The 24,664-nt window shown below is 73.5% G+C and carries 20 protein-coding genes; 3 read left to right on the top strand and 17 right to left on the bottom strand.

Annotated elements, in window-relative coordinates:
- The 8 genes from AB0M18_RS11285 to AB0M18_RS11250 all read right to left on the bottom strand — a co-directional run bounded on the left by AB0M18_RS11285 (position 1) and on the right by AB0M18_RS11250 (position 9,709).
- Positions 1 to 1,524, bottom strand: coding sequence for a hypothetical protein (locus AB0M18_RS11285; protein ID WP_365756604.1), 1,524 nt, complete (start codon positions 1,522 to 1,524; stop codon positions 1 to 3).
- A gap of 36 nt (positions 1,525 to 1,560) precedes the next feature.
- Positions 1,561 to 2,109: a hypothetical protein gene (locus AB0M18_RS11280; RefSeq protein WP_365756603.1), complete on the bottom strand. Its 549-nt coding sequence runs from the start codon at positions 2,107 to 2,109 to the stop codon at positions 1,561 to 1,563.
- Between the two features lie 127 nt (positions 2,110 to 2,236).
- Positions 2,237 to 4,519 carry a molybdopterin cofactor-binding domain-containing protein gene (locus AB0M18_RS11275; protein ID WP_365756602.1) on the bottom strand — a complete coding sequence of 761 codons (2,283 nt, stop codon included), beginning with the start codon at positions 4,517 to 4,519 and terminating at the stop codon, positions 2,237 to 2,239.
- Positions 4,516 to 5,778 carry a (2Fe-2S)-binding protein gene (locus AB0M18_RS11270; RefSeq protein ID WP_365756601.1) on the bottom strand — a complete coding sequence of 421 codons (1,263 nt, stop codon included), beginning with the start codon at positions 5,776 to 5,778 and terminating at the stop codon, positions 4,516 to 4,518. The genes AB0M18_RS11275 and AB0M18_RS11270 overlap by 4 nt, the downstream gene beginning before the upstream one ends.
- Positions 5,775 to 6,662 (bottom strand): FAD binding domain-containing protein, encoded by an 888-nt coding sequence (locus AB0M18_RS11265; protein ID WP_365756600.1) that lies wholly within the window; start codon positions 6,660 to 6,662, stop codon positions 5,775 to 5,777. Before AB0M18_RS11265 ends, AB0M18_RS11270 begins: the two co-directional genes overlap by 4 nt.
- A gap of 257 nt (positions 6,663 to 6,919) precedes the next feature.
- Positions 6,920 to 8,602, bottom strand: coding sequence for a beta-N-acetylhexosaminidase (locus AB0M18_RS11260; protein WP_365756599.1), 1,683 nt, complete (start codon positions 8,600 to 8,602; stop codon positions 6,920 to 6,922).
- Between the two features lie 210 nt (positions 8,603 to 8,812).
- Complete coding sequence (locus tag AB0M18_RS11255) at positions 8,813 to 9,109, bottom strand: DUF3039 domain-containing protein (protein WP_265868080.1); 297 nt, start codon at positions 9,107 to 9,109, stop codon at positions 8,813 to 8,815.
- Positions 9,110 to 9,148: 39 nt separating this feature from the next.
- The gene (locus AB0M18_RS11250) at positions 9,149 to 9,709 is read right to left on the bottom strand and encodes a YqgE/AlgH family protein (RefSeq protein ID WP_365756598.1); all 561 of its coding nucleotides are present in this window, start codon (positions 9,707 to 9,709) and stop codon (positions 9,149 to 9,151) included.
- Positions 9,710 to 10,007: 298 nt separating this feature from the next.
- Here AB0M18_RS11250 and murA point away from each other — a divergent pair, with 298 nt between their 5' ends.
- On the top strand, positions 10,008 to 11,348 hold the full coding sequence (gene murA / locus AB0M18_RS11245; protein WP_365756597.1) for a UDP-N-acetylglucosamine 1-carboxyvinyltransferase: 1,341 nt from the start codon (positions 10,008 to 10,010) through the stop codon (positions 11,346 to 11,348).
- 450 nt (positions 11,349 to 11,798) lie between these two features.
- Here murA and AB0M18_RS11240 read toward each other — a convergent pair whose 3' ends face one another.
- The 4 genes from AB0M18_RS11240 to AB0M18_RS11225 form a co-directional block, all read right to left on the bottom strand.
- A complete protein-coding gene (locus AB0M18_RS11240; protein WP_128983783.1) occupies positions 11,799 to 12,080 on the bottom strand; it encodes an HU family DNA-binding protein in 282 nt (93 codons plus the stop codon).
- A gap of 344 nt (positions 12,081 to 12,424) precedes the next feature.
- Positions 12,425 to 13,852, bottom strand: a complete 1,428-nt coding sequence (locus AB0M18_RS11235; protein WP_365756596.1) for an NAD-dependent malic enzyme — start codon at positions 13,850 to 13,852, stop codon at positions 12,425 to 12,427.
- Between the two features lie 381 nt (positions 13,853 to 14,233).
- Positions 14,234 to 16,612: a UvrD-helicase domain-containing protein gene (locus tag AB0M18_RS11230; protein WP_365756595.1), complete on the bottom strand. Its 2,379-nt coding sequence runs from the start codon at positions 16,610 to 16,612 to the stop codon at positions 14,234 to 14,236.
- Between the two features lie 62 nt (positions 16,613 to 16,674).
- A complete protein-coding gene (locus tag AB0M18_RS11225; RefSeq protein WP_365756594.1) occupies positions 16,675 to 17,232 on the bottom strand; it encodes an ABATE domain-containing protein in 558 nt (185 codons plus the stop codon).
- A gap of 362 nt (positions 17,233 to 17,594) precedes the next feature.
- Here AB0M18_RS11225 and AB0M18_RS11220 point away from each other — a divergent pair, with 362 nt between their 5' ends.
- A complete protein-coding gene (locus AB0M18_RS11220) occupies positions 17,595 to 18,422 on the top strand; it encodes a helix-turn-helix domain-containing protein (RefSeq protein WP_365756593.1) in 828 nt (275 codons plus the stop codon).
- A gap of 18 nt (positions 18,423 to 18,440) precedes the next feature.
- Here AB0M18_RS11220 and AB0M18_RS11215 read toward each other — a convergent pair whose 3' ends face one another.
- From AB0M18_RS11215 to AB0M18_RS11200, 4 genes are all read right to left on the bottom strand, one after another.
- Positions 18,441 to 18,989, bottom strand: a complete 549-nt coding sequence (locus AB0M18_RS11215) for a GNAT family protein (protein WP_365756592.1) — start codon at positions 18,987 to 18,989, stop codon at positions 18,441 to 18,443.
- A gap of 66 nt (positions 18,990 to 19,055) precedes the next feature.
- Positions 19,056 to 20,213 (bottom strand): uroporphyrinogen-III synthase, encoded by a 1,158-nt coding sequence (locus AB0M18_RS11210; RefSeq protein ID WP_365756972.1) that lies wholly within the window; start codon positions 20,211 to 20,213, stop codon positions 19,056 to 19,058.
- Between the two features lie 108 nt (positions 20,214 to 20,321).
- On the bottom strand, positions 20,322 to 21,677 hold the full coding sequence (locus AB0M18_RS11205; protein WP_365756591.1) for a nitrate/nitrite transporter: 1,356 nt from the start codon (positions 21,675 to 21,677) through the stop codon (positions 20,322 to 20,324).
- A 229-nt stretch (positions 21,678 to 21,906) separates the two neighbouring features.
- The gene (locus AB0M18_RS11200; protein WP_365756590.1) at positions 21,907 to 22,869 is read right to left on the bottom strand and encodes a LysR family transcriptional regulator; all 963 of its coding nucleotides are present in this window, start codon (positions 22,867 to 22,869) and stop codon (positions 21,907 to 21,909) included.
- An 83-nt stretch (positions 22,870 to 22,952) separates the two neighbouring features.
- On the opposite strand from AB0M18_RS11200, the gene AB0M18_RS11195 reads away from it, so the two are divergent.
- On the top strand, positions 22,953 to 24,254 hold the full coding sequence (locus AB0M18_RS11195; protein WP_365756589.1) for an MFS transporter: 1,302 nt from the start codon (positions 22,953 to 22,955) through the stop codon (positions 24,252 to 24,254).
- A gap of 13 nt (positions 24,255 to 24,267) precedes the next feature.
- Here the strand turns inward: AB0M18_RS11195 and AB0M18_RS11190 are convergent, their stop codons facing one another.
- Positions 24,268 to 24,402 carry a hypothetical protein gene (locus AB0M18_RS11190; RefSeq protein WP_365756588.1) on the bottom strand — a complete coding sequence of 45 codons (135 nt, stop codon included), beginning with the start codon at positions 24,400 to 24,402 and terminating at the stop codon, positions 24,268 to 24,270.
- Positions 24,403 to 24,664 lie beyond the last annotated feature (262 nt).

The raw sequence follows: 24,664 nt of genomic DNA, 5'->3' as shown, positions 1-24,664 counted from the left end.
TCAGTCGATGACGGGCGGCGCCACGCGGCGACTGCCCTGCTGCCAGGTCTCTTCGTCCTCGACAAGGTAGTCGGGGCGCTCGCCCCGCTGTTCCTCGTCACGGTCCGCAGCGGGTACGGAACCGCCGCGCCCCACGGGACCGGTCCCCTGCGCGCCGTCGCGCACGAGGCCCGACCCCCCGGGCGTGAACGGGCGGGCGTTTGCCGCACCGGGCCGCTGCGCCCGGCCGCCGACGACGCCGCCGGGCTCCGAGGCGAGCCGCCGGCCCCCGCTGATGCCGCTCTGCCCGCCACCGGCAGCGGGGCCCACCATGCCCTGGCCACCCATGGGGGCGCGGCCGAGACCGTTGCCGTTGCGCCCGGTGGGCTCCTGGCCGATCACGGTGTTCCGCGGAATCCCCGTGGCCGGCCGCCCTTGGTTGGTGGGAACGGCACGACCGCCGGTGATGCCCTCGCGCGGCATCCCCGGCAGTGGGCTGTTGGGGCCCGGGAGGTTTCTGCCCCCAGGACCGAGCGGTGTACGAGTTCCGGTGACGGGAGCAATCGGCCCTGGGGCGGACTTGCTCGGCTGGGGCGGGACGGCGGTCGGACCCGTCGGAATGGTGAAGGGCGGGGTCGCGACGGGGTCCGGCTTGGCCAACGGCGGCTGGTTCGTGGTCGGCGAAGGACCTGTCGTGGTGGGCGGCGGCAACGTCCCCACGCTGTCGATGCCCAGGTCGGCGGGCACTTCGGGGCGCACCACAGGGACGGGACGGTTCGCCTCTCGGGACGGTGGGATCTTCCCCACGTCGGCCGTCGTCCGGTCGCCGTCGGATCGCGTCATGGGCGTTCGGGAGTCGGTGACACCCGTCGAACTGTCTTCTCGGTCCGACGGCCGCGACAGATAGGTGGAACTCTCGTCCCGAGCACGCTCGGGTACGAACGTGTCCGGCGGCGGCTGGAACGACGGCATCTGAAAGCCCGTCATCTGCCGGCTCGACCACTCGTACGTCGCCGAGAGCCGCTCCATCTCCGCTGCCGCCGCCTGCCGGTTGGCGTCCTCCTTCGCCTTGATCGCCGCGGCGTCGGCGTCTGCCGGGGCCATCTGGTTGCGGGCGTTGCGCGCGATCGTCTGGGCGTCGGGGTCGTTGTGGTACTTCTGGGCCGCTTCCAGGTTCTCCTTGGCCTGCGCGTTCGAGGTGTAGCGCGGGATGGAGCTCTGGGCGGTGGCGATGGCGTCGGCGGCCTCGACGAGCCAGGACGACGAGTGTTCGCTGTAGTCGGCGAGGCTGTGGGTCGTGCTCGCCAGGCTGGCGGTCCACTCCTTGAACGCCGTCGCCGTCTGGCTGTCCCACTCCACGCGGCCGGGCCGCTTCTGCAGCTCTCTCGCGATCTCCCGCATCTTCGCCGCGGCCTTCGTGAGCCGGTCGCTCGCGTCCCGTACGTAGAAACTGCTGGCCTCGTTCAGCCAGTTCAGCATCTGCTCGTGCGACATGGAGCGGAAGTCCGTTCTCCCGCCGCCCCCGCCGCCTTCGTTCAGCTCCATTCGAGAGTCACTCCTTCCCCGTGTCTCGTGGCCGGGCTAACCGAGGCCTGCCGCGCCGCCGGTGGCGGTCTCGGTGCCCTGCGGCTGGGCCGGGGGCTGCGCGGGCTGCTGCTGGGTGGGAGCCGTGGCGTCCGGCTTGCCGGACGGTGTCGTGTCGTAGCCGGCCTTCGCGTCGGCCGCGGCCTTGGCGTCGCTCGTCCGCCTGCTGATGTCCAGCATCTTGGCCCGGATGTCCTCGTCGGTGTCCTCCATGCCGTTCTTGGAGATGCCGACGGCGATGCCCAGACCCTCGAGGCAGTCGGACAACAGACCGGACAGCCTGGTCAGTTCCGCGAGCACGCTCTTGTACGACGTGAAGATCTCGTTGGCCTCGATCCACGCGGCCCCGCCCCCGCCGAACTGGCCGCGGGCCACCTGGTCCGCCTTCATGTTCTTGGGGGCGGCCGGTGAGGCCAGGAGGTCGGCGATCAGCTCGTCGACCCCTCGCTTGAACTCCAGCATCGACTCGGAGTTGTAGAGCAGGGCCTCCCGGCTCATGCCGCCCAGGGCGTAGCCGCTGCCCGCCCCGTCCACATAGGCTTCCATGCCTGGCGCTCCTCCCCCGTGCACCCGCACCCGTAACCCCTGGCTCACGCCCAGGAGTTCACTGTAACCACGAGGACGAGCGAAGCCCATCCACAGGTTGCGGTCCCGCGCCACGCACCGGGGGAGGTCAGGCCGTCACCACCGCCGCCTGAGGCCGGATCGGGAGGCGGTTGACCGGGCGGCCGGTGGCCGCGCGGACGGCCGACGCGACGGCGGCCGGGGAGGTGACCACGGGGACGGCGCTGGCCGGTTTGGCGCCGAAGGGGGCGACGACGTCGCGTTCCTCGACGAGTTTCACGATGCGAATGTCGGGGGCGTCGAGGGAGGTGGGGAGGGCGTAGCCGGTCAGGTCGGGGCGGCGGACCAGGCCTCGGGAGGTGCGGAGGTTCTCGGTGAGGGCCGCGCCGACGCCCTGGGTGATGCCGGCCTCGATGCGGGTGGTCAGCTGGGCCGGGTTGAGGATGCGGCCGACGTCCTGGGCGACGGCCATCTCCACGACCCGGATCGCGCCGAGCTCCACGTCGACGTCCACGACCGCGCGGATCGCGCAGAAGGCGAGGCCGACGAAGGCGTCGCCCTGGCCGGACTCGTCGAGGGGCTCGGTGGGGTGCGGGCGGCACTGGGCGGTGGCCCAGAGTTCCTTGCCGTCCATCGCCTCGGCGACCGTCGTCGACAGGACGCCGTCGTACGAGGTGATCTTGCCGTCGCTGATCTGGAGCAGCTCGGCCGACATGCCGAACTTGTGGGCCAGCGGCTGGAGGAGCTGCGTACGGACCATCTTCGCGGCCCGCTCGACCGCGCCGCCCGAGACCCAGGTGTGCCGGCCGTGGGTGGCCGGGCCGGCCGGGGGCTGGTCGGTGTCGACCGGGGCGACGTGCACCTCGTCGACGCCCAGGGTCTCCTGCACGATCTGGCGGGCCAGGGTCGAGAAGCCGGAGCCGGTGTCGACGGCCGCGCAGATGACCGTGGCCACGCCGTTCTGGACCCGTACCGTCGCCGTCGACACCTCGTCGGTGCCCTCGGCGCCCAGCATGTGCACCATGCCGATCGCGTAGCCGACACCGCGCCGCACCGCGCCGGGCTCGCCCGCGCCGTCCGGGCCGCCGGGCAGCAGCCAGTCCTCCTCCGGGGAGTCCATGGGGAGCGAGGGCAGCGGGAAGTCGCGTACGGCGGCGAGGAGTTCGGCCACCGGGGCCGGGCAGGTCACGGTCTGGCCGGTGGGCAGGATGTCGCCGGTCGCCAGGACGTTGCGCATCCGCAGTTCCGCCGGGTCCAGGCCGATCCGGGACGCGAGCTTGTCCATCTGCGCCTCGTACGCCGCGCACGCCTGCATCGCGCCCTCGCCCCGCACATGGCCGGACGGCGGGTTGTTGGTGCGCATCGCCCAGCCCTCGACGAAGGCGTGCGGCACGACGTACGGGCCGCAGGCGAAGGACACGGCCGCGGCCAGCGACTCCGCCGACGAGTCCGCGTACGCGCCCGCGTCGAGCAGGATCTGCGCCTCCACCTTCACGAGCCGGCCCTCGGCGTCCGCGTGGTGGCGGTAGCGCAGCAGGGTGGGGTGGCGGTGGGCGTGGCCGAGGAAGGACTCCTCGCGGGTCGCGGTGAGCTTCACCGGGCAGCCGGTGCGCAGCGCGAGCAGGCCGAGCGGGATCTGGAAGCCCGGGTCCTCGCGGTCGCCGGTGGCGCCGGGCACGCCCGTCACGACCACCTTGACCTGCTCGGGGGCGAGCCCGAAGCAGGCCGCGGCCAGGTCGCGGTCGGTGTGCGGGTCGGTCGAGGCCGTGTAGATCTCCACGCCGCCGTCGGGTCGCGGCACGGCGAGCCCGGCCTCGGCGCCGATCGGTGCGGTGTCCTGCCGGCCGATCCGGTACAGGCCCTCGACGACGATCTCGCCGGTCGCCTCCGGGTCGCCGAAGCTCAGCGGGATGTGCCGGATCAGGTTCCCGTCGGGGTGCAGCGGCGGAGCGGCGAACGCCTTCTCCGGGTCGGTGACCGGCTCCAGGACCTCGTATTCGACCGCGATGGCGGCGGCCGCGAGCCGCGCCGTGTCCGGGTGGTCGGCGGCCACGGCGGCGATCGCCTCGCCGTGGTGGCGGACCAGGTCGGAGGCGAAGACCGGACGGTCGGCGACCTGCCGGCCGTACGTCGCGGCGCCCGGCACGTCGGCGTGCGTGACCACGGCTCGTACGCCCGGCATCTCGACGGCCGCCGAGGTGTCGACCGACACGATCCGGGCGTGCGGGTGCGGGGAACGCAGGACGGCCGCCCACAGCAGGCCCTCGGCCCACAGGTCGGAGGCGTACGGGAAGGTGCCCTCGGTCTTCGCCCGCGCGTCGGCCTGCGGGAGCGAGACGCCGAGACCCAGGCCGAGGCCCTCGGGCTCCGTGGTCGTCGGGTCGCTGCTCACGCCGTGCCTCCGTCGTGCGGGTGGGGGATCTGGTGCGGGATGCGGGCGGCGGGATCGGTGCCGTCGCCGGCCCCGGACGCCGGGCCGCGCCCGGCGACGATCTCGCTCACGGCGTCGAGGACACCGCGGTAGCCGGAGCAGCGGCACAGGTTGCCGCACAGCGCCTGCCGGGTCTGCAGCTCGGTCGGCGCGTGGTTGCCTTCGAGCAGGTCGTGCACGGTCATGGCCATGCCGGGGATGCAGAAGCCGCACTGCACCCCGCACTTGGCGAGCGCCCGCTGTACGTCGGACGGCTCGCCGTCCACCGCCAGGCCCTCGACCGTCCGCACCTCGGAACCCGCCGCCGTGGCCGCCGGCACCAGGCAGGAGGCCACGAGCCGGCCGTCGACCTGTACGTTGCACGCGCCGCACTCGCCCTGCGAGCAGCCGTCCTTGGCACCGGCGAGCCCGAGCCGCTCGCGCAGTACGTAGAGCAGCGACTCGCCGATCCAGGAGTCCGTCACCGGCCGTTCCACACCGTTCACGCGCAGCGCGTACGAGGTGGTGGGGTGCTCGTCGCTGTCGGCCGACCTGTCGGTGGGCGGCAGCAGCTCTTCCGGTACGGGTACGGGTGCGGGGTCCGGTACGGGCTCCGCCTCGGCCTCCGGCTCCGGTACGGGGGCGGGTACGGGCTCCGCCACCTCCTGGATCTGCTCCGCGTCCAGGGCCTCGGGCTCGTGGGCCTCCCGCTCCGGCTCCGTGAACGCGTCCGCCCACGGCGCCGGCGCGCCGCCCGGCAGAGTCGCAGGCGCACTGCTCGCGTACTGCGTCAGACGGGAGGCGGTGTACTCGCCCGAGTCGTCCAGGGCGTCCGCCCCGTCCTCGATGGTCGGGATGGTCCACTGGCCGGTGGCCCCGGGGTCGGGCGCGGTGTCGTACGCGGCGGTGTCGGCGTACGAGGCGGCGGCCCCGCCCTCGTACCCCCGCTCCCCCTCGTAGCCCTGCTCGCCCTGGTAACCCCGCTCGCTCTCGTACCCCTGCTCGGCCTCGTACTCGTAGCCCTGCTCCGCCGCGACGGGGGTGAGCGGGACGATCATCGGCGGGGGCACGTACCCGTGGCCGGGGGCCTCCAGCGGGGTGCCCTCCAGCATGAACTCCGGGGGGAGCTGGACGAAGGCGGTGGCGTCGCCGTCGTAGCCCTCGCTCTGCGGGATCGGCTCCCAGCCGCCCGTCCCCTGGTTCCCCTGGTTCCTCTGGTTCCCCTGTGACTCGTCGCTCACGACAGCGCCCTCCCCAGTGCCCGTCGGGCCAGCGCGGCGACCGTGCGCCGCAGGTGCAGTACGGCCGGGGGCAACTGCTCGTCGCCCTGCGGGTCCGGAATGCACGCGGCGGCGACGTACTCGCCGAACGCCGTCAGCGCCTCCGGGGCCAGTCCCCGCTCCGCGTCCCAGTCCACCAGCGAGGCGATCCACTGCTCGGCCTCCAGCGGCCGCAGCGGCATCGGCGCGATGGCGCCGACCGCGCAGCGCACCCCGCGGCGGGCCGGGTCGAGGACGACGGCGACGGAGGCGGTGGCGCGGGCCGGGCCGGTGCGGCCGGTGGCCTTGAGGAAGACCTGGGGGGCGTGCAGCAGCGGGACGCGGACGAAGGCCACCAGCTCGCCGGGGTTCAGCAGGTCGCGGCCGGCCAGGAGGTGGCTGACGGGCAGCTCGCGGGTGCCGAGCGGGCCGACGACGACGAGCTCGGCCTCCAGGGCGGCGAGCACCGGGAGCGAGTCGCCGGTGGGCGCGGCGGAGACGATGTTGCCGCCGAGGGTGCCGGCGTTGCGGATCTGCGGGGGTCCCGCGACGCGCGAGGCGGCGGCCAGGGCGGGGATGAGGGCCGCGAAGTCGGGGCGGCCCATCCGGGCGTGGGTGAGACCGGCGCCGAGCAGGGCGTGGCCGTCCTGGTACTGCCAGCCGCGGATCTCGTTGATCCGGCTGAGTCCGACCAGGCCGGCGGGGCGCAGCTGTCCTCGGTTGACGGCGGCCATCAGGTCGGTCCCGCCCGCCACGGGAACGGCGGCCGGCATGGCCGTCAGCGCCGCCACTGCCTCGTCGAGCGAGGCGGGCAGCGTCACGGACCGCGCCGTCCGTGATGCCGTCTGTGGTGCGTGCGTGGTCAACCCGCTGCCCCTTCCCGGTGTCCCGGTGATCCCCGACCGTCCCCGGCTGTCACGCCTGTGTGGCCGTACCGTACGTGCTCACAGCCTGGACGTGGCAACTCTGGCACATCTTCCGAGCCGTACGTCGCGAGGGTCCGCGAAGGACGGCTCCGCGGGAGCGGTGCGGGGGCATCCCAGGAGGGACAGTAACTTCCCTTTTGCCGCCCTTGGGTGACACCGGGGCGATAGGTACCTCACACGCGTCGCGCATGCGTGTCTCACACGTTCGGGGGCGACCCCTCGACGGGGCGGCCCAGGACGCCGGGGCGGCGCTGCCAGGGGTGGGGGCCGCCGGGCGGGCGGTAGGCGACGCCGAGGGCGTCGAGGCGCGGGTAGTGGGCGGTCATGCGGCGCTCGAAACCGGCCAGGTCGCGCGCCTCGGGGGCGGGCAGCCGGGACCAGGCGACCTCGGCGAAGGCGGCGAGGCGGGGGTAGGTCTGGTAGTCGACGCGGTCGCGGTTCTCCATGACCTCGGTCCACACGTTGGCCTGGGTTCCCAGGACGTGGGCCGCGGCCTCGGGGGCGAGGCCGGGCGGCACGGGCTCGAAGCGGTAGACGTCGGCGAGGGTGCGCACGTAGCCGATGGGCATCGGCTCGTCCTCGCCGGGCGCTTGGCGGTGGTCCAGATAGACCTGCTGCTCGGGGCACATCACCACGTCGTGGCCGGCCTCGGCGGCGGTGATCCCGCCCGCGTAGCCGCGCCAGGACGCCACGGCGGCGCCCTCCGAGAGGCCGCCCTCCGTCAGGCCGCCCTCCAGGATCTCGTCCCACCCGATGAGCCGCCGCCCGCGCGCGGCGAGCCAGCGGTCGAAGTGGCGCACGAACCACGCCTGCAGCCCGTCCTCGTCGCCGGCGCCGAGCTCCTTGATCCGTGCCTGGGCGGTGGGCGAGGCCTTCCACTGGTCCTTGGGGCACTCGTCGCCGCCGATGTGCACGAAGGGCGAGACCTCGGCCGGGAAGAGGTCGAGGACCTCCTCGAACACCCCCTCGTAGAAGCGGAGGACGGTGTCAGTGGGGGCGAGTACGTTCGGATTGACCCCCCAGGTGTCCCAGACGGAGAGGGCGGTGGTGTCGATGACGTCGGTGTTGCCCAGTTCGGGGTACGCGGCGATGGCGGCCTGCGAGTGGCCGGGCACGTCGATCTCGGGGACGACCGAGATATGCCGGTCGGCGGCGTAGGCGACGATCTCGCGGATGTCGTCCTGGGTGTAGTACCCGCCGTGCGGGGTCTCGTTCCACAGCGGTGACGCCCGGTGCCCCCATGTGCTCCGCGCCCGCCACGCGCCGACCTCGGTGAGGCGGGGGTGGCGCTTGATCTCGATGCGCCAGCCCTGGTCGTCGGTGAGGTGGAGGTGGAGGACGTTGAGCTTGTGCGCGGCCATCAGGTCGAGCTGGCGGAGGACGTCGTCCTTGGGCATGAAGTGACGGGCGACGTCGAGCATGAGGCCGCGCCAGGGGAAGCGGGGTGCGTCCTCGATGCCCACCATGGGCACGCCCCAGGTGAGCTCGGGGTGCACGGGCGCCTTACGGAAGGCGGCGGGCCCGAGGAGCTGACGGAGGGTCTGGGCGCCCCAGAACACCCCGGCGGGGCCGCCGCCGGTGATCTCGACGTACTGGTCCAGGACGACGTGGAGCCGGTACGCCTCGGGGCCGAGGGTGTCGTCGACGCGCAGGCGGATGCTGTCGGGCCCGTCCGGCCCGCCCGCGTTCCGCAGCGGGAGCCGGAGGGCGGGACCGAGCGTGGCCCGCAGCCACCGCTCGGTGGTCTCGGTGCCGGGGGCGGCGTCCAGGACCGTGCGCTCGTCGAGGGCGAAGCCGCAGCGGTGCGGCCCCTCGACGCGTACGGGCGCGGGGATCAACCCCAGCTCCACGGCGGCCCCCCTCCGAGCGCGTTGCAACATATGCAACGACTGTTTCGCGCTGCACAACACGCCTGAGGTTAGAGGCGAGCCGACGGCACGACAAGCGGTCTCCGCCACTCCGCCACTCCGCCACGAAAGGCCCCTGACGAAGCGGCGCCAACGGAACAGCGCCGACGAAACGGCCCCCGGCGCGTGCACCGCACAGGTGCCCGACGCCGGGGGCCGTCCCCGACCGCTGAGGACTGGGGACTACTTGCCGCCCTTGCCGTCCTTGCCGCCCTTGTCCTTGTCTCCGCCGGAGCCCATGGACTCGTAGATCTCCTTGCACATGGGGCACACCGGGTACTTCTTGGGGTCGCGCCCCGGTACCCAGACCTTGCCGCACAGTGCCACCACGGGAGTGCCGTCGAGGGCACTCGCCATGATCTTGTCCTTCTGGACGTAGTGGGCGTAGCGCTCGTGGTCGCCGTCACCGTGGGACACCTGCGGCGTCGGCTCGACGAGGGTTCCCGTACCTGCCCCGCGCTCGGGCTCGAGAGTGCTCATGGTGCCCAGGGTACTGAATGACCGAAGGGAAGACGGCGGTCAGTTCAGCGACGGGTCGTCCGGGTACGTCGCCACCATCGCGAGCTCGCCGCGCTGGCGCCGCAGCACCTGGCGCCAGAGGGTCTCGGGGCGCGGGGACGAGACGTCGCCGGGCTCGGACTCGACGACGTACCAGGCGCCGTCGCGCAGCTCGCCCTCCAGCTGGCCGGGGCCCCAGCCCGCGTAGCCGGCGAAGATCCGCAGGGCGCCGATGGCGGGGCCGAGCAGTTCGGGCGGGGCCTCCAGATCGACCAGGCCGATCGCCCCGTACACCCGCCGCCAGCCGAGCGGGCCCTCGTCGCCGGGGATGACGGCGATGCCGAGCGCGGCGTCGAGGGAGACCGGGCCGCCCTGGAAGACGACGCCGGGCTCGCCGGCCAGCGCGGCCCAGGGGGCGAGGATGTCGCCGACCGTCACGGGGGTCGGGCGGTTGAGGACCACGCCGAGGGAGCCCTCGTCGTCGTGGTCGAGCAGGAGGACCACCGCGCGGTCGAAGTTGGGGTCCGCCAGCGCGGGGGTGGCGACGAGCAGCCGGCCTGTGAGCGAGGACACCTCGGTCATGCGACACATGATTCCGCACTTTCGGCGTTCGCGGGGGTTGTCCGGACCGGTCCGGGGTAGGCGGGCGCCGTCGCGAGTCCGTCGCAGGTCAGCCCCGAACCGGCGCGGGCGCGAGGAGGAGGAACGGGAAGAAGCGGATGGTGACACTCCGCAAGATCACGGGGACGGAGGGTGTTGTGCCGAATTCATTACGTTCGAGGGGCCCCCTGGCCCATACAAGTGGGGTGTCCTCGCCCCTTACCCTTTTCCCTGGCCCACCTGACGGCCACCCCGACCGACGATCCGGAACGCGAGATTCATGACCGGCACAGACGATGTCCTGCTTGTCCACGGCGGAACCCCGCTGGAGGGCGAGATCCGCGTCCGCGGCGCGAAGAACCTCGTGCCCAAGGCGATGGTCGCCGCCCTGCTCGGCAGCGAGCCGAGCCGCCTGCGCAACGTGCCCGACATCCGTGACGTCCGCGTGGTCCGCGGACTGCTCCAGCTGCACGGTGTGACGGTCCGCCCCGGCGAGGAGCCGGGCGAGCTGATCCTCGACCCGACGCACGTCGAGTCCGCCAACGTGGCCGACATCGACGCCCACGCCGGTTCCTCCCGGATCCCGATCCTCTTCTGCGGTCCGCTGCTGCACCGCCTGGGGCACGCCTTCATCCCGGGTCTGGGCGGCTGCGACATCGGCGGCCGGCCGATCGACTTCCACTTCGACGTGCTCCGCAAGTTCGGCGCGACGATCGAGAAGCGCGCGGACGGGCAGTACCTGGAGGCCCCGCAGCGGCTGCGCGGCACCAAGATCGCCCTCCCGTACCCCTCCGTCGGCGCGACCGAGCAGGTGCTGCTCACCGCCGTCCTCGCGGAGGGCGTCACCGAGCTGTCCAACGCGGCCGTGGAGCCGGAGATCGAGGACCTCATCTGCGTGCTGCAGAAGATGGGCGCGATCATCGCCATGGACACCGACCGGACCATCCGGATCACCGGTGTCGACAAGCTCGGCGGCTACAACCACCACGCCCTCTCCGACCGCCTGGAGGCGGCCTCCTGGGCGTCGGCGGCGCTGGCCACCGAGGGCGACATCTACGTGCGCGGCGCGCAGCAGCGCTCGATGATGACCTTCCTCAACACGTACCGGAAGGTCGGCGGCGCCTTCGAGATCGACGACGAGGGCATCCGCTTCTGGCACCCGGGCGGCTCGCTCAACGCGATCGCCCTGGAGACGGACGTGCACCCCGGCTTCCAGACCGACTGGCAGCAGCCGCTGGTCGTCGCCCTGACGCAGGCCTCGGGCCTGTCCATCGTGCACGAGACGGTGTACGAGTCGCGGCTCGGCTTCACCTCGGCGCTGAACCAGATGGGTGCCCACATCCAGCTGTACCGCGAGTGCCTGGGCGGCTCCGACTGCCGCTTCGGCCAGCGCAACTTCCTGCACTCGGCGGTCGTCAGCGGCCCGACCAAGCTGCAGGGCGCCGACCTGGTCATCCCGGACCTGCGCGGCGGCTTCTCGTACCTGATCGCCGCCCTCGCGGCGCAGGGCACCAGCCGCGTCCACGGCATCGACCTGATCAACCGCGGCTACGAGAACTTCATGGAGAAACTGGTGGAGCTGGGCGCGAAGGTCGAGCTGCCGGGCAGCGCGCTCGTCTGACGCGGCGGTCACCCGCCGGGCCCGTTGCCGGGGGTCCGGGGGTTGTCCCCCGGGCAAGCACAGCATGGAGAAGCTGGTGGAGCTGGGCGCGAAGGTCGAGCTGCCGGGCAGCGCGCTCGTCTGACGCGGCGGTCACCCGCCGGGCCCGTTGCCGGGGGTCCGGGGGTTGTCCCCCGGGCAAGCACAGCATGGAGAAACTGGTGGAGCTGGGCGCGAAGGTCGAGCTGCCGGGCAGCGCGCTGGTCTGAGCCCGTAGGGGCTGAGGGGCCCGTTAGTGGCCGAGGGGCGCGTAGGGGGCTGAGGGGCCCGTACCGGCCCCTCAGGCCTCAGGGACCCCTGAGGGCCTGCCAGAGGGCATACGAGAGGGCGGTCACCCCCTGACAGGGTGACCGCCCTCTCCGCTTGCCTCAGGCCGTCGTACGGCCTCCTGGCGCGCTGCCTGCAGGCGACTTACTTGCCCTTGGCGGCTTCCTTGAGCTTCGAGCCCGCGGAGACCTTCACGCTGAAGCCGGCGGGGATGTTGATCGGGTCGCCGGTCTGCGGGTTGCGCGCGGTGCGAGCGGCACGGTGGGTGCGCTCGAAGGTCAGGAAGCCGGGGATGGTGACCTTCTCGTCGCCCTTGGCGACGATCTCGCCGGTGATCTCGGCGAAGGCGGCCAGCACGGCGTCGGCGTCCTTGCGGGTCACCTCGGCGCGGTCGGCCAGGGCGGCCACCAGCTCACTGCGGTTCATTTCGTTACTCCCGTATTTCTTCTTGCCTGTGAGGCGGGTTGCCTGTGAGGCGGGCCACGCGGCCATGAGCCGCATGTCGGGCACTGCGAAGCCGATGCTGCCAGGGCCCTCGGACAGTGCCCGGACCCGGGTCTGGTGACAGACCCTCGCGCCCAGACCGCATCCTGCCCCCACCAGCGGCGGGAACGCCAATCCGGCACCCCATGGGGTCACACGAAAAGCGCCAGTGGCCCTCGGTGGTGACGTAGCGTCGACTCCGCGCGGACAATGCGGAGCCGGACTACCACCCTAAAGGCGGGTTTGGGGTGCGGCGACGCACGACACGCGCACCCCCCGCCCGTCCGTCAGTTGCCGTTGTCGGCGCCCGCGCCGGCCGCCTTCGCCGCGGTGCGCACGGCACCGGCGACCGCTCCCGCGACCTTGTCGTTGAAGACCGAGGGAATGATGTAGTTCGGGTTCAGCTCGTCCTCGGTGACGACGTCGGCCAGGGCGCTGGCGGCGGCCAGCATCATGTCCGTGTTGACCGTCCGGGACTGCGCGTCGAGCAGACCGCGGAAGACGCCCGGGAAGACCAGCACGTTGTTGATCTGGTTGGGGAAGTCCGAGCGGCCGGTGGCCACGACGGCCGCCGTCTGGCGGGCGACCGCCGGGTCCACCTCGGGGTCCGGGTTCGCGAGCGCGAACACGATCGCGCCCTCCGCCATCGCGGCCACGTCCTCGCCGCCCAGCACGTTCGGGGCGGAGACGCCGATGAAGACGTCGGCGCCGACGACGGCCTCCTTGAGGGTGCCGGTGACGCCCTCCGGGTTGGTGTTGTCGGCGATCCAGCGCAGCGGCGTGCCCGGCCTGGCGTCGACCAGGTCCTCGCGGCCCGCGTGCACGACGCCGTGGATGTCGGCGACGACGGCGTGCTTCACGCCGGCGGCGATCAGCAGCTTCAGGATGGCCGTACCGGCGGCGCCGGCACCGGACATGACGACCCGTACGTCACCGATGCCCTTGCCGACCACACGCAGGGCGTTCGTCAGCGAGGCGAGCACCACGATGGCGGTGCCGTGCTGGTCGTCGTGGAAGACCGGGATGTCCAGGGCCTCGCGCAGCCGGGCCTCGATCTCGAAGCAGCGCGGCGCGGAGATGTCCTCCAGGTTGATGCCCGCGAAGCCGGGGGCGATGGCCTTGACGATCTCGACGATGGCGTCGGTGTCCTGGGTGTCCAGGCAGATCGGCCAGGCGTCGATGCCGGCGAAGCGCTTGAAGAGGGCCGCCTTGCCCTCCATGACGGGCAGCGCGGCCTTGGGGCCGATGTTGCCGAGACCGAGGACGGCGGAGCCGTCCGTCACGACTGCGACGGAGTTGCGCTTGATGGTGAGGCGGCGGGCGTCCTCGGGGTTCTCGGCGATCGCCATGCACACCCGGGCCACGCCCGGGGTGTAGATCATGGACAGGTCGTCACGGTTGCGGATGGGGTGCTTGGACGCCATCTCGATCTTGCCGCCGAGGTGCATCAGGAACGTACGGTCCGAGACCTTGCCGAGGGTGACGCCCTCGATGCCGCGCAGCTGCTCGACGATCTCGTCGGCGTGCGCGGTGGAGGTCGCGGCGATGGTGACGTCGATGCGGAGCTTCTCGTGGCCGGATGCGGTCACGTCGAGGCCGGTGACGGAGCCGCCGTGGGTCTCGACGGCCGTGGTGAGCTGGGAGACCGCCGTGCCGCTCGCCGGCACCTCCAGGCGGACCGTCATCGAGTACGAGACGCTGGGCGCCGTTGCCATGGCCGTGTTCCTCTGCTTTCCCTGAGCTTCGTTGCTACGCCGCCCCGGCTGGTTCGCCCGGCGGCGCCCTCCGATCGTCGCACCTACCTGCCGGTAGCAGGTAATACGGTCTTTTCGTTTTCGGAAAGTAGTTTCCACCATACGAGAGATGCTTGCCAAACAGAAGAGCCGGCGGCCCGGACCAACGACAGAGGTCCCCGTCACCTGAAGGTGACGGGGACCTCTACAAGCAGATGGCACCGACCCGCCATGCTCGCCTCGCGGCAAGTGGTCCCTCTGAGGGACGAAGGTTGGGCCCGGGGGCTTGGATCGAGCCGGTGCCACGACCAGGCTAACAAACCACCCCCGAACGTGATTCCTCCCGCGCGGGTTGACGCGAAATCAGTCCCTCAGAAGGTCCGGTACGCCGTCCGCGTCCGGCAGGTCGCGCTCGCCCGAGACCACGGTGAGCGCCTGCGTGGAGCGGGTCAGCGCCACGTACAGGACGCGCAGACCGGCCGGCGACTCGTCCGCGATCTCCGCCGGTGAGACCACCACCGTGGCGTCGTACTCCAGGCCCTTCGCCTCCAGGGAGCCGAGCGCCACCACCCGGTCGCCGAGCCCGTCGAGCCAGCGGGCGGCCTCGGCGCGCCGGTCCATGGCGACGACCACGCCGACCGTTCCGTCGACCTCGCTCAGGAGCCGCTCGGCCTCCAAACGTACGGTTTCGGCCAGAGCGCCCTTCCCGGCCGCGCCCTTCTCCCCCACGGGGACGAAGCGGGGCACGACACCGGTGGAGCGCACCGCGCGCGGCGACTCCTTGCCGGGCATGGCGAGGGCGAGCACCTTGGCGGCCAGCTCGGCGATCTCCGCGGGGTTGCGGTAGTTCACGGTGAGCTCGAAGCGGCGCCGGGGGCGGGTGCCGAGGGCCTCGTCGCGGGCCTGGGCCGCCTCGTCCGGGTCCGACCAGGAGGACTGGGCGGGGTCGCCGACGACCGTCCAGGTGGCGTGCCGGCCGCGCCGGCCGACCATCCGCCACTGCATGGGCGTGAGGTCCTGCGCCTCGTCGACGATGACGTGGGCGTACTCGGTGCGCTCGGCGGCCAGCCGCTCGGCCCGCTCGCGCTGGGTCTCCTCCCGTACCGGCATGAGCTCCTCCAGGCCGGTGAGCTGGTCCAGCGGGTCGTACTCGCGCTTCTTGCGGGGCCTGGCGGGGGCGCCGAGGAGCGTGGCCAGCTCGTCGAGGAGCGCCACGTCGTGCACGGACAGGCCGGGGCGGCGCAGCGAGCGGGCGAGCCGGCGGACCTCGCCGGGGTTGAGGACGCGGCGGGCCCAGCGGCCGAGCCGCTTCTCGTCGGCCATGGCGTCGAGGACCCCGCGCGGGGTGAGCTCGGGCCACCAGGCGTCGAGGAAGCCGAGGAAGGAGTCCTCCGTGGACACGTCCTCGTCGAAGGAGGAGCGCAGCTCGGCGGCGAGCTCGGGGTCGCTGTGCCGGCCGGCGGCGCCGGACTTCGCGTACAGGGCGTCCAGGAGCAGCCGGCGGGCGCGCGGGCGGAGCAGGTTGACGGGGGCGGTGCCGGACAGCACGTTCTGCCGGATCCGCCGGAGCTCGTCGGCGCCGAGTTCGAGGCGCCGTCCGAAGGCGACGACCCGGAGGAGGGTGGGGGTGCCGGCGGGAGCCGCCGGGTTCTCGTCCTCGTCGATGCCGAGGGCGAGCTGGTCCCCGGCGGGGGTCTTGGGCGCGGGGGTCTCCAGGGCGCCGCGGGCGGCCTTGCGGAGCACGGCGAGCATCCGGGAGGAGCCCTTGACCCGGGCGACGGCGGGCTCGTCGTACGCGTCGGCCTCGGACGTGTCTTCGCCGAGGGAGCCGAGGGCGCGGATGGCCACCTGCCCCTCCTCGCCGAGGGAGGGCAGCACGCCCTCGGTGTACGAGACGAGCAGCGGGGTCGGCGAGACGATGAGGATGCCGCCGGAGTAGCGGCGCCGGTCCTGGTAGAGCAGGTACGCGGCGCGGTGCAGGGCCACGGCGGTCTTGCCGGTGCCGGGGCCGCCCTCGACGTACGTGACGGAGGCGGCGGGGGCGCGGATGACGAGGTCCTGCTCGGCCTGGATGGAGGCGACGATGTCGCGCATGGTGTGGCCGCGGGCCTGGCCGAGCGCGGCCATCAGGGCGCCGTCGCCGATGACGGGGAGCTCGTGGCCGTCGAGGGTGGCCTTGAGCTCGGGGCGCATCAGGTCGTCCTCGACGCCGAGGACCCTGCGGCCCTTGGAGCGGATGACGCGGCGGCGCACGACCCGGCCGGGGTCGACGGGGGTGGAGCGGTAGAACGGGGCGGCGGCCGGGGCGCGCCAGTCGATGACGAGGGGCGCGTAGTCGGCGTCGAGAACGCCGATGCGGCCGATGTGCAGGGTCTCGCCGATGTCGGCGTACTGCCGGGTGCCCTCGGTGCGGATGGCGTCCTCGGCGGGTTCGACGGAGGTGTAGGCGCCGTCGGGGCCCTTCTTGCCGTCCTTGCCGTGGAGCAGGTCGATCCGGCCGAAGAGGAAGTCCTCGAACTCGTTGTTGAGCCGGTTGAGGTGGACGCCCGCCCGGAAGACCTGGGCGTCGCGCTCGGCGAGCGCGCCGGGCGTGCCGACATGGCCCTTCCGGGCGGCGTCCTGCATCAGGAACTCCGCCTCGTGGATCTTCTCCTCCAGGCGGCGGTAGACCTGATCCAGATGTTCCTGTTCGACACCGATCTCACGGTCTCTGACCGTGTCGACGGCTTCCTGCGCGGCCACCCGGGCCCCCTTCTGACGTGCACTGGGCAGCCGTCGAGCGTACGCCACCAGGGGGCGATATGTCAGGCCTGGTGGCGGCCGGTCCGGGGATGCGCGGCACGGTGCCGGGCGACCCGGGCCCGGTTGCCGCACTCCTCGCTGGAACACCAGCGCCGCCGGCGGCCCCGTGAGGTGTCCAGATAGCAGCGCCGGCAGCCCGGTCCCTCGCAGCGGCGGAGCAGGGCGCGGGCGGCCGGATCGGTGAGGAGTTCGACGGCGTCGCGGGCGACGGCGGCCAGCAGGGCCCGGCAGTCGGGTTCACCCCCGAGGGTCCGCACGAGCAGCCCGGAGCGGGTGCGTACGACCCGGGGCGCGGGCGGCGCGGCGGCGGCCAGCGCGTTGAGCAGTTCGAGGGCGGCGGGCCGGGCGGGGTGCCCGGCGAGCTGGGCGCCGACCAGCTCGGCGACGCAGTCCCGCAGCTCCCGGAACGGCCCGAGCCACCGCCGGTCCACCCCCGCGAGGCGTGCCCCGGCGGGCACGACCCCGGCCCCGCGCAGGAACACGACGAGCCCCTCGACCCGGTCGAGCGCCTCGTCGGCGAGTTCGAGACACACCCGCCCGGCCTCGAATCGCCCTGGCATGCCCCTGCCACCTTTCCCGTCGGAGATGTCCTCGTCGGCCCGACCAGAGTGCTCCCGGAGCGCGCGGGTGACCAGAGGGCGGGGCGGAGGCCGAGCTCTGAGGCCTGAGATCTGGGGCCTGAGACCGGGTGGCGGAAAGCAGTCGGCCCGGGCGTACGGGGGAGCCGCCCGGGCCGACTATGGAACCGGTCGGCTCGGGGGAGGGCCGTCCGGTGGTTCGGTGGTGTCCCCGCAGGTCAGCGCCGCAAAGCGGGCGTTCAGCACGGGGCACCCACAGCATGAATGTTGAACCGTCTATTATCTACGGACCGTTTTTCTTAACAATTCGCGTGCGGACAATTCGGAGGGCTGGTGAAAGAGACGTGAACAAGACGGCACTGCGCGCCCTGCTCAAGGAGCGCCGTGAACTGATCGACCCCGAGGCCCACGGCCTCTCCCGGCCCACCGGGCGCGGACGCCGGGCCCGCGGCCTCGCGCAGCAGCAGGTCGACGAGCTGACCTGCCGCGCGGTCGACACGTACAACCGCCTGGAGACCGGGCGCTACCCCAACCCGCCCGCCGACTACCTGCGCCAGATAGGGCGCCTCTTCGGCCTCAACGAGCGGGAGTGGGTGATGCTCTGCCGGTACGCGGGCATCGGCGACCCGCCCGGCCCGCTCACCCCCTCCTCCGGCCTGGAGGTCCCCGGGGCGTGGCAGGAGGCCGTCGACGGCATCGGGCACATGGCGTACGTCAGCGACGCCTCCTGGAACGTCCTCGCCCACAACCGGCACTTCGCCGAGATGTACCCGGGCGGCAGGGCCCCCGCGAACACCATGCGCTGGATGCTCTTCGACGAGAGCGCACGCGAGCAGAACCTGATCGACTGGCACACCCTGTGGGCGCCGCCGGTCCTCCCCCAGCTGCGCGCCGCGCTCGCCGCGCGCCCCGAGGACGTGACGCTGCGGCAGATCGAGCGGGAGGTCCGCGCCGACACCTTCCTCGGCCCGCTGTGGGAGGCGGGCGGCGCGCACCTCCACCCCGACGGGGTCGAACGCCCGCTGCGCCACGCCCTCCTGGGCCCCGGCCACGTCACGATCTGCGCCGCCCAGCCGCTCACCGCGCCCGGCTCCCGCCTGATCATCATGCTGTTCCGGTCGGGCCCCGAGAAGTCCCACGCACGCGCCCCGATGCTGCGCGCGACCCCTTAGCGACGCTCCGGACAGGCCCTAGGTGGCGTCCGGGCCGGCGGCCCCGAAGCCGGGCGGCGGGTCGTCGTGCAGGATCCGCTGGAAGAGATGGTGGTCGCGCCAGTCGCCGTCGATGTGCAGATAGCGGGGCGCGGTGCCGACCCGCTCGAAGCCGCACTTGGCGAGGACCCGCTGCGAGGCGTGGTTGTGGAGCACCGTGCTCGCCTCGACCCGGTGCAGGCCGATCTCCTCGGCGGCCGCCCGGCACGCCTCCCGTACCAGGGCCGTGGCCAGGCCCCGGCCCGCGTACTCCGCGTCCACCCAGTAGCCGAGCGAGCCGCTGCGGAACGGCCCGAGGACGATCCCGGTCAGCGTGATGCCGCCGACCAGGGTGTCCCCGTCCACGGCGAACCAGCGCCGCGCGCCGTCCGCGAGCCGCCCCGCCTGCGCCTCGGGGGTGTAGTACGCCTCCTCCCGGCGCGGCTCCCAGGGCCGCATGTACGCCCGGTTGCGCAGCAACGCGGCGGCGAGGGCGGCGGCTTCGGCGGCGGACTCGGTCTCGGCGGGTCTGATCGCGACGGTGGTCATCCGCGTACCGTAACCGCCCCGCGCCGCCGGACAGGCCCTCATCCGGGGACCCGTCCCCGGCCGCGCTCATGCGTCCCCGTACTTCGTGTCCGCCGCCGGGTCGAGCGCAAGCCGGTACCCCCGCTTCACCACCGTCTGGATCAGCTTCGGCGTGCCGAGGGCGGTACGGAGCCGGGCCATCGCCGTCTCCACGGCGTGCTCGTCGCGGCCCGCGCCGGGCAGCGCGCGCAGCAGGTCGGGGCGGCCGACGACCCAGCCGGGGCGGCGGGCGAGGAGGGCCAGGAGGGCCATGCCGGCCGGTGGGACCGGGCGCAGCTCGCCGTCCACGAGGACGGCGTGGCCGCGGATCTCGACGCGGTGCCCGGCGACCGGCAGGACCCGGGCGCGGGCGGGCAGTTCGCGGCAGAGGAGCTGCACCAGCGGGCCGAGCCGGAAGCGTTCGGGCTGGTGGGTGTCGATGCCGTGGGCCTGCAGCGGCAGGGCCGTGACCGGCCCCACGCACACGGCGAGCACATCGTGCCGAAGGGCCGTCAGGAGCTCCTCGGTCAGGCCGCGTTCGCGCGCCCGGCCGAGCAGCGAGGCGGCGGCCGGGGCGCTGGTGAAGGTCACCGCGTCCAGGGCGCGGGCCACGGTCGCGTCGAGCAGCCGGTCGAGCGGACCGAGGTCCTCCGGCGGCATCCAGCGGTAGACGGGTACGGGCACGACCTCCGCCCCGCCCTCGGTCAGCGCCTCCACGAAGCCGGGCAGCGGCTCCCCGTGCAGCTGGAGGGCGATCCGGCGCCCGGCGACGCCCTCGCCGAGCAGCCGGTCGAGGACCTCGGCCATCGACTCGGAGGACGGCGACCAGGACTCGGTGAGTCCGGCCGCGCGCACCGCGCCCTTCACCTTGGGGCCCCGGGCGAGGAGTTCCACCCCGCGCAGCCGGTCGAGCAGCGCCTCCCCGAAGCCCCAGCCGTCGGCCGCCTCGACCCAGCCCCGGAAGCCGATCGCCGTGGTGGCGACGACGACGTCCGGGGCATGGTCGATGAGGTCCTTCGTGGCGGCCAGCAGCTCGGTGTCGTCGGCGAGCGGCACGATCCGCAGCGCGGGGCCGTGGACGACCCCCGCGCCGCGCCGGCGCAGCAGCGCGATCAGTTCGTCCGCGCGCCGCGCCGCCGTGACGCCGACGGTGAAGCCCGCCAGGGGCCCGTGGCCCGGCTCTCGCCGCTCGTCCCGCTCGTCCATGTCCGCCATGCCGACCGACACTGCCGGGGAAGGATGTCCGTCTCGGTTCACATGTATTTCCTGGTCGTTACGGCCGTGCGGGTCCACTGTGACGCATCCCTCGGCCGCTCACACCTCGGCCGGCGCGCGGTCCGGCTCGGCACCGGCGGCGGTGTCCGGCACGGGGGCCACGGAGGCGGGCCGGCGAAGGTATACCGCCCAGGTGACGAGCATGCACGCCGCGTAGAAGGCGAGGAAGGCGACGAAGGCGCCGGTGCCGGAGCCGACGGTCTGGAAGGACTGACGGAAGGCGAGGTTGATGCCGAGGCCGCCGAGCGCGCCGACCGCGCCGATCAGGCCCATCGAGGCGCCGGAGATGCGCCGCCCGTACGCCTCGGCCGCCTCGCCCGCGAGGCCCTTGCGGTGCCCCTGGGCGAGGAAGATCGCCGGGATCATCTTGTACGTGGAGCCGTTGCCGAGGCCGGTGAGGACGAAGAGCCCGACGAAGCCGACCAGGAAGACGGTCAGGGACTCGGCGACCGAGGCGTAGATGACGACGCCGGTGGCGGCGGCCATCGCGGCGAAGGTCCACAGGGTGATGCGGGCGCCGCCGTGCCGGTCGGCGAGCCAGCCGCCGACCGGGCGGATGAGCGAGCCGAGCAGCGGGCCGATGAAGGTGAGCGAGGCGGCCTGCAGCGGGGTGCGCCCGAACTGGGTCTGGAGCACGAGCCCGAAGGCGAAGCTGTAGCCGATGAAGGAGCCGAAGGTGCCGATGTAGAGGAAGGCCATGATCCAGGTGTGGCCCGCCTTCACGGCCTCCTTGGCGGCGCCGGTGTCGTTCTTCACCGGGGTGAGGTTGTCCATGTACAGCGCGGCGCCGAGGGCGGCGAGCACGATGAGCGGGACGTAGACGCCGAGGACGATCCTCGGGTGCATGGCGCCGGCGGTGCCGATGACGAGCAGACCGACGAGCTGGACCACGGGGACGCCGATGTTGCCGCCGCCCGCGTTGAGGCCGAGCGCCCAGCCCTTCTTCCGCAGCGGGAAGAAGGCGTTGATGTTGGTCATGGAGGAGGCGAAGTTGCCGCCGCCGACGCCGGTGAGGGCGGCGACGAGCAGGAACGTGCCGTACGAGGTGCCGGGCTCCATCACGGCGTACGCGACGCCGGTCGGCAGCAGGAGCAGCAGCGCGCTGAAGACGGTCCAGTTCCGGCCGCCGAAGCGGGCGACGGCGAAGGTGTACGGGACCCGGATGAGCGAGCCGACCAGGGTGGCGGTCGCGATGAGGAAGAACTTCCCGGCCGGGTCGACGCCGTACGCCGGCCCCATGAAGAGGACCATGACCGACCACATGCTCCAGATGGAGAACCCGATGTGCTCGGAGATCACGGACCAGAGGAGGTTCCGCTTCGCGATCCGCTCGCCCGTCTCTCGCCAGAAGGTCTCGTCCTCCGGCTCCCAGCGTTCGATCCACCGACCGCTCATCCCGCACCTCCACGCTGTTCGTCCTGTTGCGGGCGACGCTAGGAACGGCGCGTTTCATACGGCGGCGGTGGACGGTGACGAGCGCGGAACCTTGCTCTCACCCGGAGCGCGGCCCGGCTGTGAGCGCCCGCGGTGAGCGCCCCCTGCGAGGCCCCCTACGAGAGGTCCCTACGGGGTCCCCGACGAGAGGTCCCTACGGCGTCCCCTGCGGGACGGCCTGCGAGGTCCCCTACGGCAGGCCGGGTTCCTCGCCCTCCGGGAGCCAGGAGCCGGGCGGGCGGGTGAGCCAGCCCTCGCGGGCGGCGAGCTCGGCCGCGGCCCGTCGCAGGACGTCCAGACCGGGGTGCCGCAGCCCCTTGCGCCACACCAGGCTCACCGGTGACAGCGGTACGGGGTCGGTCAGCGGTCGCAGCACGCTGCCCGGCATCGGCGGGAAATCGACCACGGCGAGCACCGGGGTCGGGGCCTTGGCCATCACCCGGCGGAACTCCTCCTTGCCGACGACGAGCGGTGCGGGCGCCGCGACCCGGATGCCCCGGCCGGCGAAGAGCCGTTCGGCGAGGTCGGTCCACTCGGGCGTACGGTCGTTGCCGGCGCCCGCGTAGACGGAACGGCCCGCGAGCGCGTCCAGCGGGACCCTGGGCAGCCCGGCCAGCGGGTCGCCCTCGGGCAGCAGCACGGCCATCGGCTCGTACCGGACGAGCTGCGCCTCCAGACCGGCCCGCAGGCCGGGCGCGAGCCCGCCGTACCGCCCGAAGGAGGCGTCGAGCCGCCCGGCGAGGAGGTCCCGGGCGGCGCCGGTGAGCCCGCTCTCGTAGCGGGCCATCAGTTCGAGCTCCGGGGCGAGTTCGCGGGCCCGGTGGAGCACCCGCTCGTGGCAGAGGCCGGCGCTGTTGAGGTCGACGAGGAAGGGGCGGGGCTCGGCGCGGAAGGCCTCGGCGAGCTCGTCGTGCGCGGCGAGCACCCGGCGGGCGTACGGCAGCAGCCGCTCGCCGTCCGGGGTGAGCACGACCTGCCGGGTGGTGCGCAGGAACAGCTCGGCGCCCAGGGCGCGTTCGAGCCGCCGGATGTCCCGGCTGAGGGCCTGCTGGGCGACGAAGAGCCGGCCGGCGGCGCGGGTGAAGTGCAGTTCCTCGGCGACGGCGACGAAGGCGCGCAGGAGTCGGGGGTCGAGGTCGTCGGAGTGGGCCACACGCCTTTTTAACAACACGGGTGCGTGAATCGCCACCGGATAGGTGTTGGACCGGCAGGGGCATGCCAACGGAGCCTGGAGTCATGCCGTACCAGCCAGACCCGTCCCGCCCGCCGATCCTGACTCCCGCCGGGCCCGCCCCGGCCCCGTCCTACTCCTCCGGCGCGTCCGCGCCCGTCGCCCCGCTCCCGCGCCGCCCGCTCCCCCGCAACCCGTATCTGCGCCTCTTCGCGCTCCCCGGCGCCCGCGCCTTCACCGCCGGCAATCTGATCGCCCGGCTGCCCGTGGGCATGTTCGGCGTCAGCACCGTCGTCCTGATCGCCGGGACGTACGACTCCTACGCCCTCGCCGGCGCGGTCGGCGCGGCCGGCCTCGTCGCGGGCGCCGTCACCGCGCCCTGGGTGGCCCGGCTCGTCGACCGGCACGGGCAGGCGCGGATCGCGGTCCCGACCACCGTGTGGGCGGTCCTGGGCCTGCTGACACTGGTGCTGTGCGCGCATCTGCGGGCCCCGGTCTGGACGCTGTTCGCCGCCACCGTGCTCGGCTCCACCATGCCCAACCTGGGCGGCATGGCCCGGGCCCGCTGGGCACACCTGCTGAAGGACGACCCGGACGCCCGGCACACCGCCAACGCCTTCGAACAGGCCGCCGACGAGCTGTGCTTCATGCTCGGCCCGGTGCTCGCCGCGTTCCTCTGCTCGGCGTTCTTCCCGGAGGCGGGCGCCCTCGCCGCCGCCGCGCTCCTCCTCACCGGGGTGCTGATCTTCGCGGCGCAGCGGTCCACCGAGCCGCCGGTCGCGGCGCGCGGCTCCGCGGGTTCCCCGCTGCGGGCGCCCGGCATGCCGGGGCTGCTCGCGGTCTTCCTCGCCACGGGCGCGGTCTTCGGCTCCATGGAGATCGTCACCCTGGCGTACGTGGACGGCCCGGCCGCCGGTCCGGTCCTCGCGCTCCAGGCCGCGGGCTCCTGCCTGGCCGGCCTCGTCTACGGCCGGGCCCGCCGCTCGGCCCCGCTCGCGGCCTGCCTCGCCGCGATGGCGATCCTGATGGCCTTCCCCCTCCTCGCCGCCGCCCTCACCGGCTCCCTGCCCGCCCTCGCGGGCGCGCTGCTGCTCGCGGGCGCCGCCACCGCCCCGACCATGGTCACGGGCATGGGCCTGGTCCAGCGCCTCACCCCGCCGGGCCGCCTCAACGAGGGCATGACCCTCGCGGTGACCGCCCTCCTCGGCGGCATCGCCGCCGGCTCGGCGACCGGCGGCTGGCTCGCCGACCACGCCCCGACCCCGCTCTACGGCTACCTGACCCCACCCGCGGCGGCGGCCCTGGCCCTCCTGCTGTGCGCGACGACCCTCCCGGGCCGCCGCGCACGCGCGCTGAACCGCTCCTGACCGGATCTCCTGATCAGCTCTGCCGCAGCGGCCCCATCGGCACCTGGACGCCGAACGCCGTGGCCCCGGCGCCCACCCCGCCCGCGCAGCCGTCCGGCTCCTGGGTGCCGAGCCCGCGGGTGGACGGCTTCTCGGCCGCCCAGAACATGTAGCCGAGCAGGCCTGACGTGGTCCCGGCCCCGTTCGGGGCCGCGTTTCCGACCCAGTCCCCGGTCGCCTTCTGCAGCGAGTTCGCGTAGTCGGTGCACTCGGGCAGCGGGCTGCGCCCGTACGCGATGTAGAGGCCTGCGGTGCTGTGCCTGCCCGGGGGGGGGGGGGGGGGGGGCGCCCCCCCCCCCCCCCCCCACACCCCCCCCCCCCCCCCCCCCGCCCCCCCCCCCCCCCCCCCCCCCCCCCCCCCCCCCCGCGAC

It is taken from the genome of Streptomyces sp. NPDC051909, assembly GCF_040681095.1.
Taxonomy (GTDB): domain Bacteria; phylum Actinomycetota; class Actinomycetes; order Streptomycetales; family Streptomycetaceae; genus Streptomyces.
The sequence above is the reverse complement of the archived record's forward strand: the minus strand, read 5'-3'. Positions and strand labels throughout refer to the sequence as shown.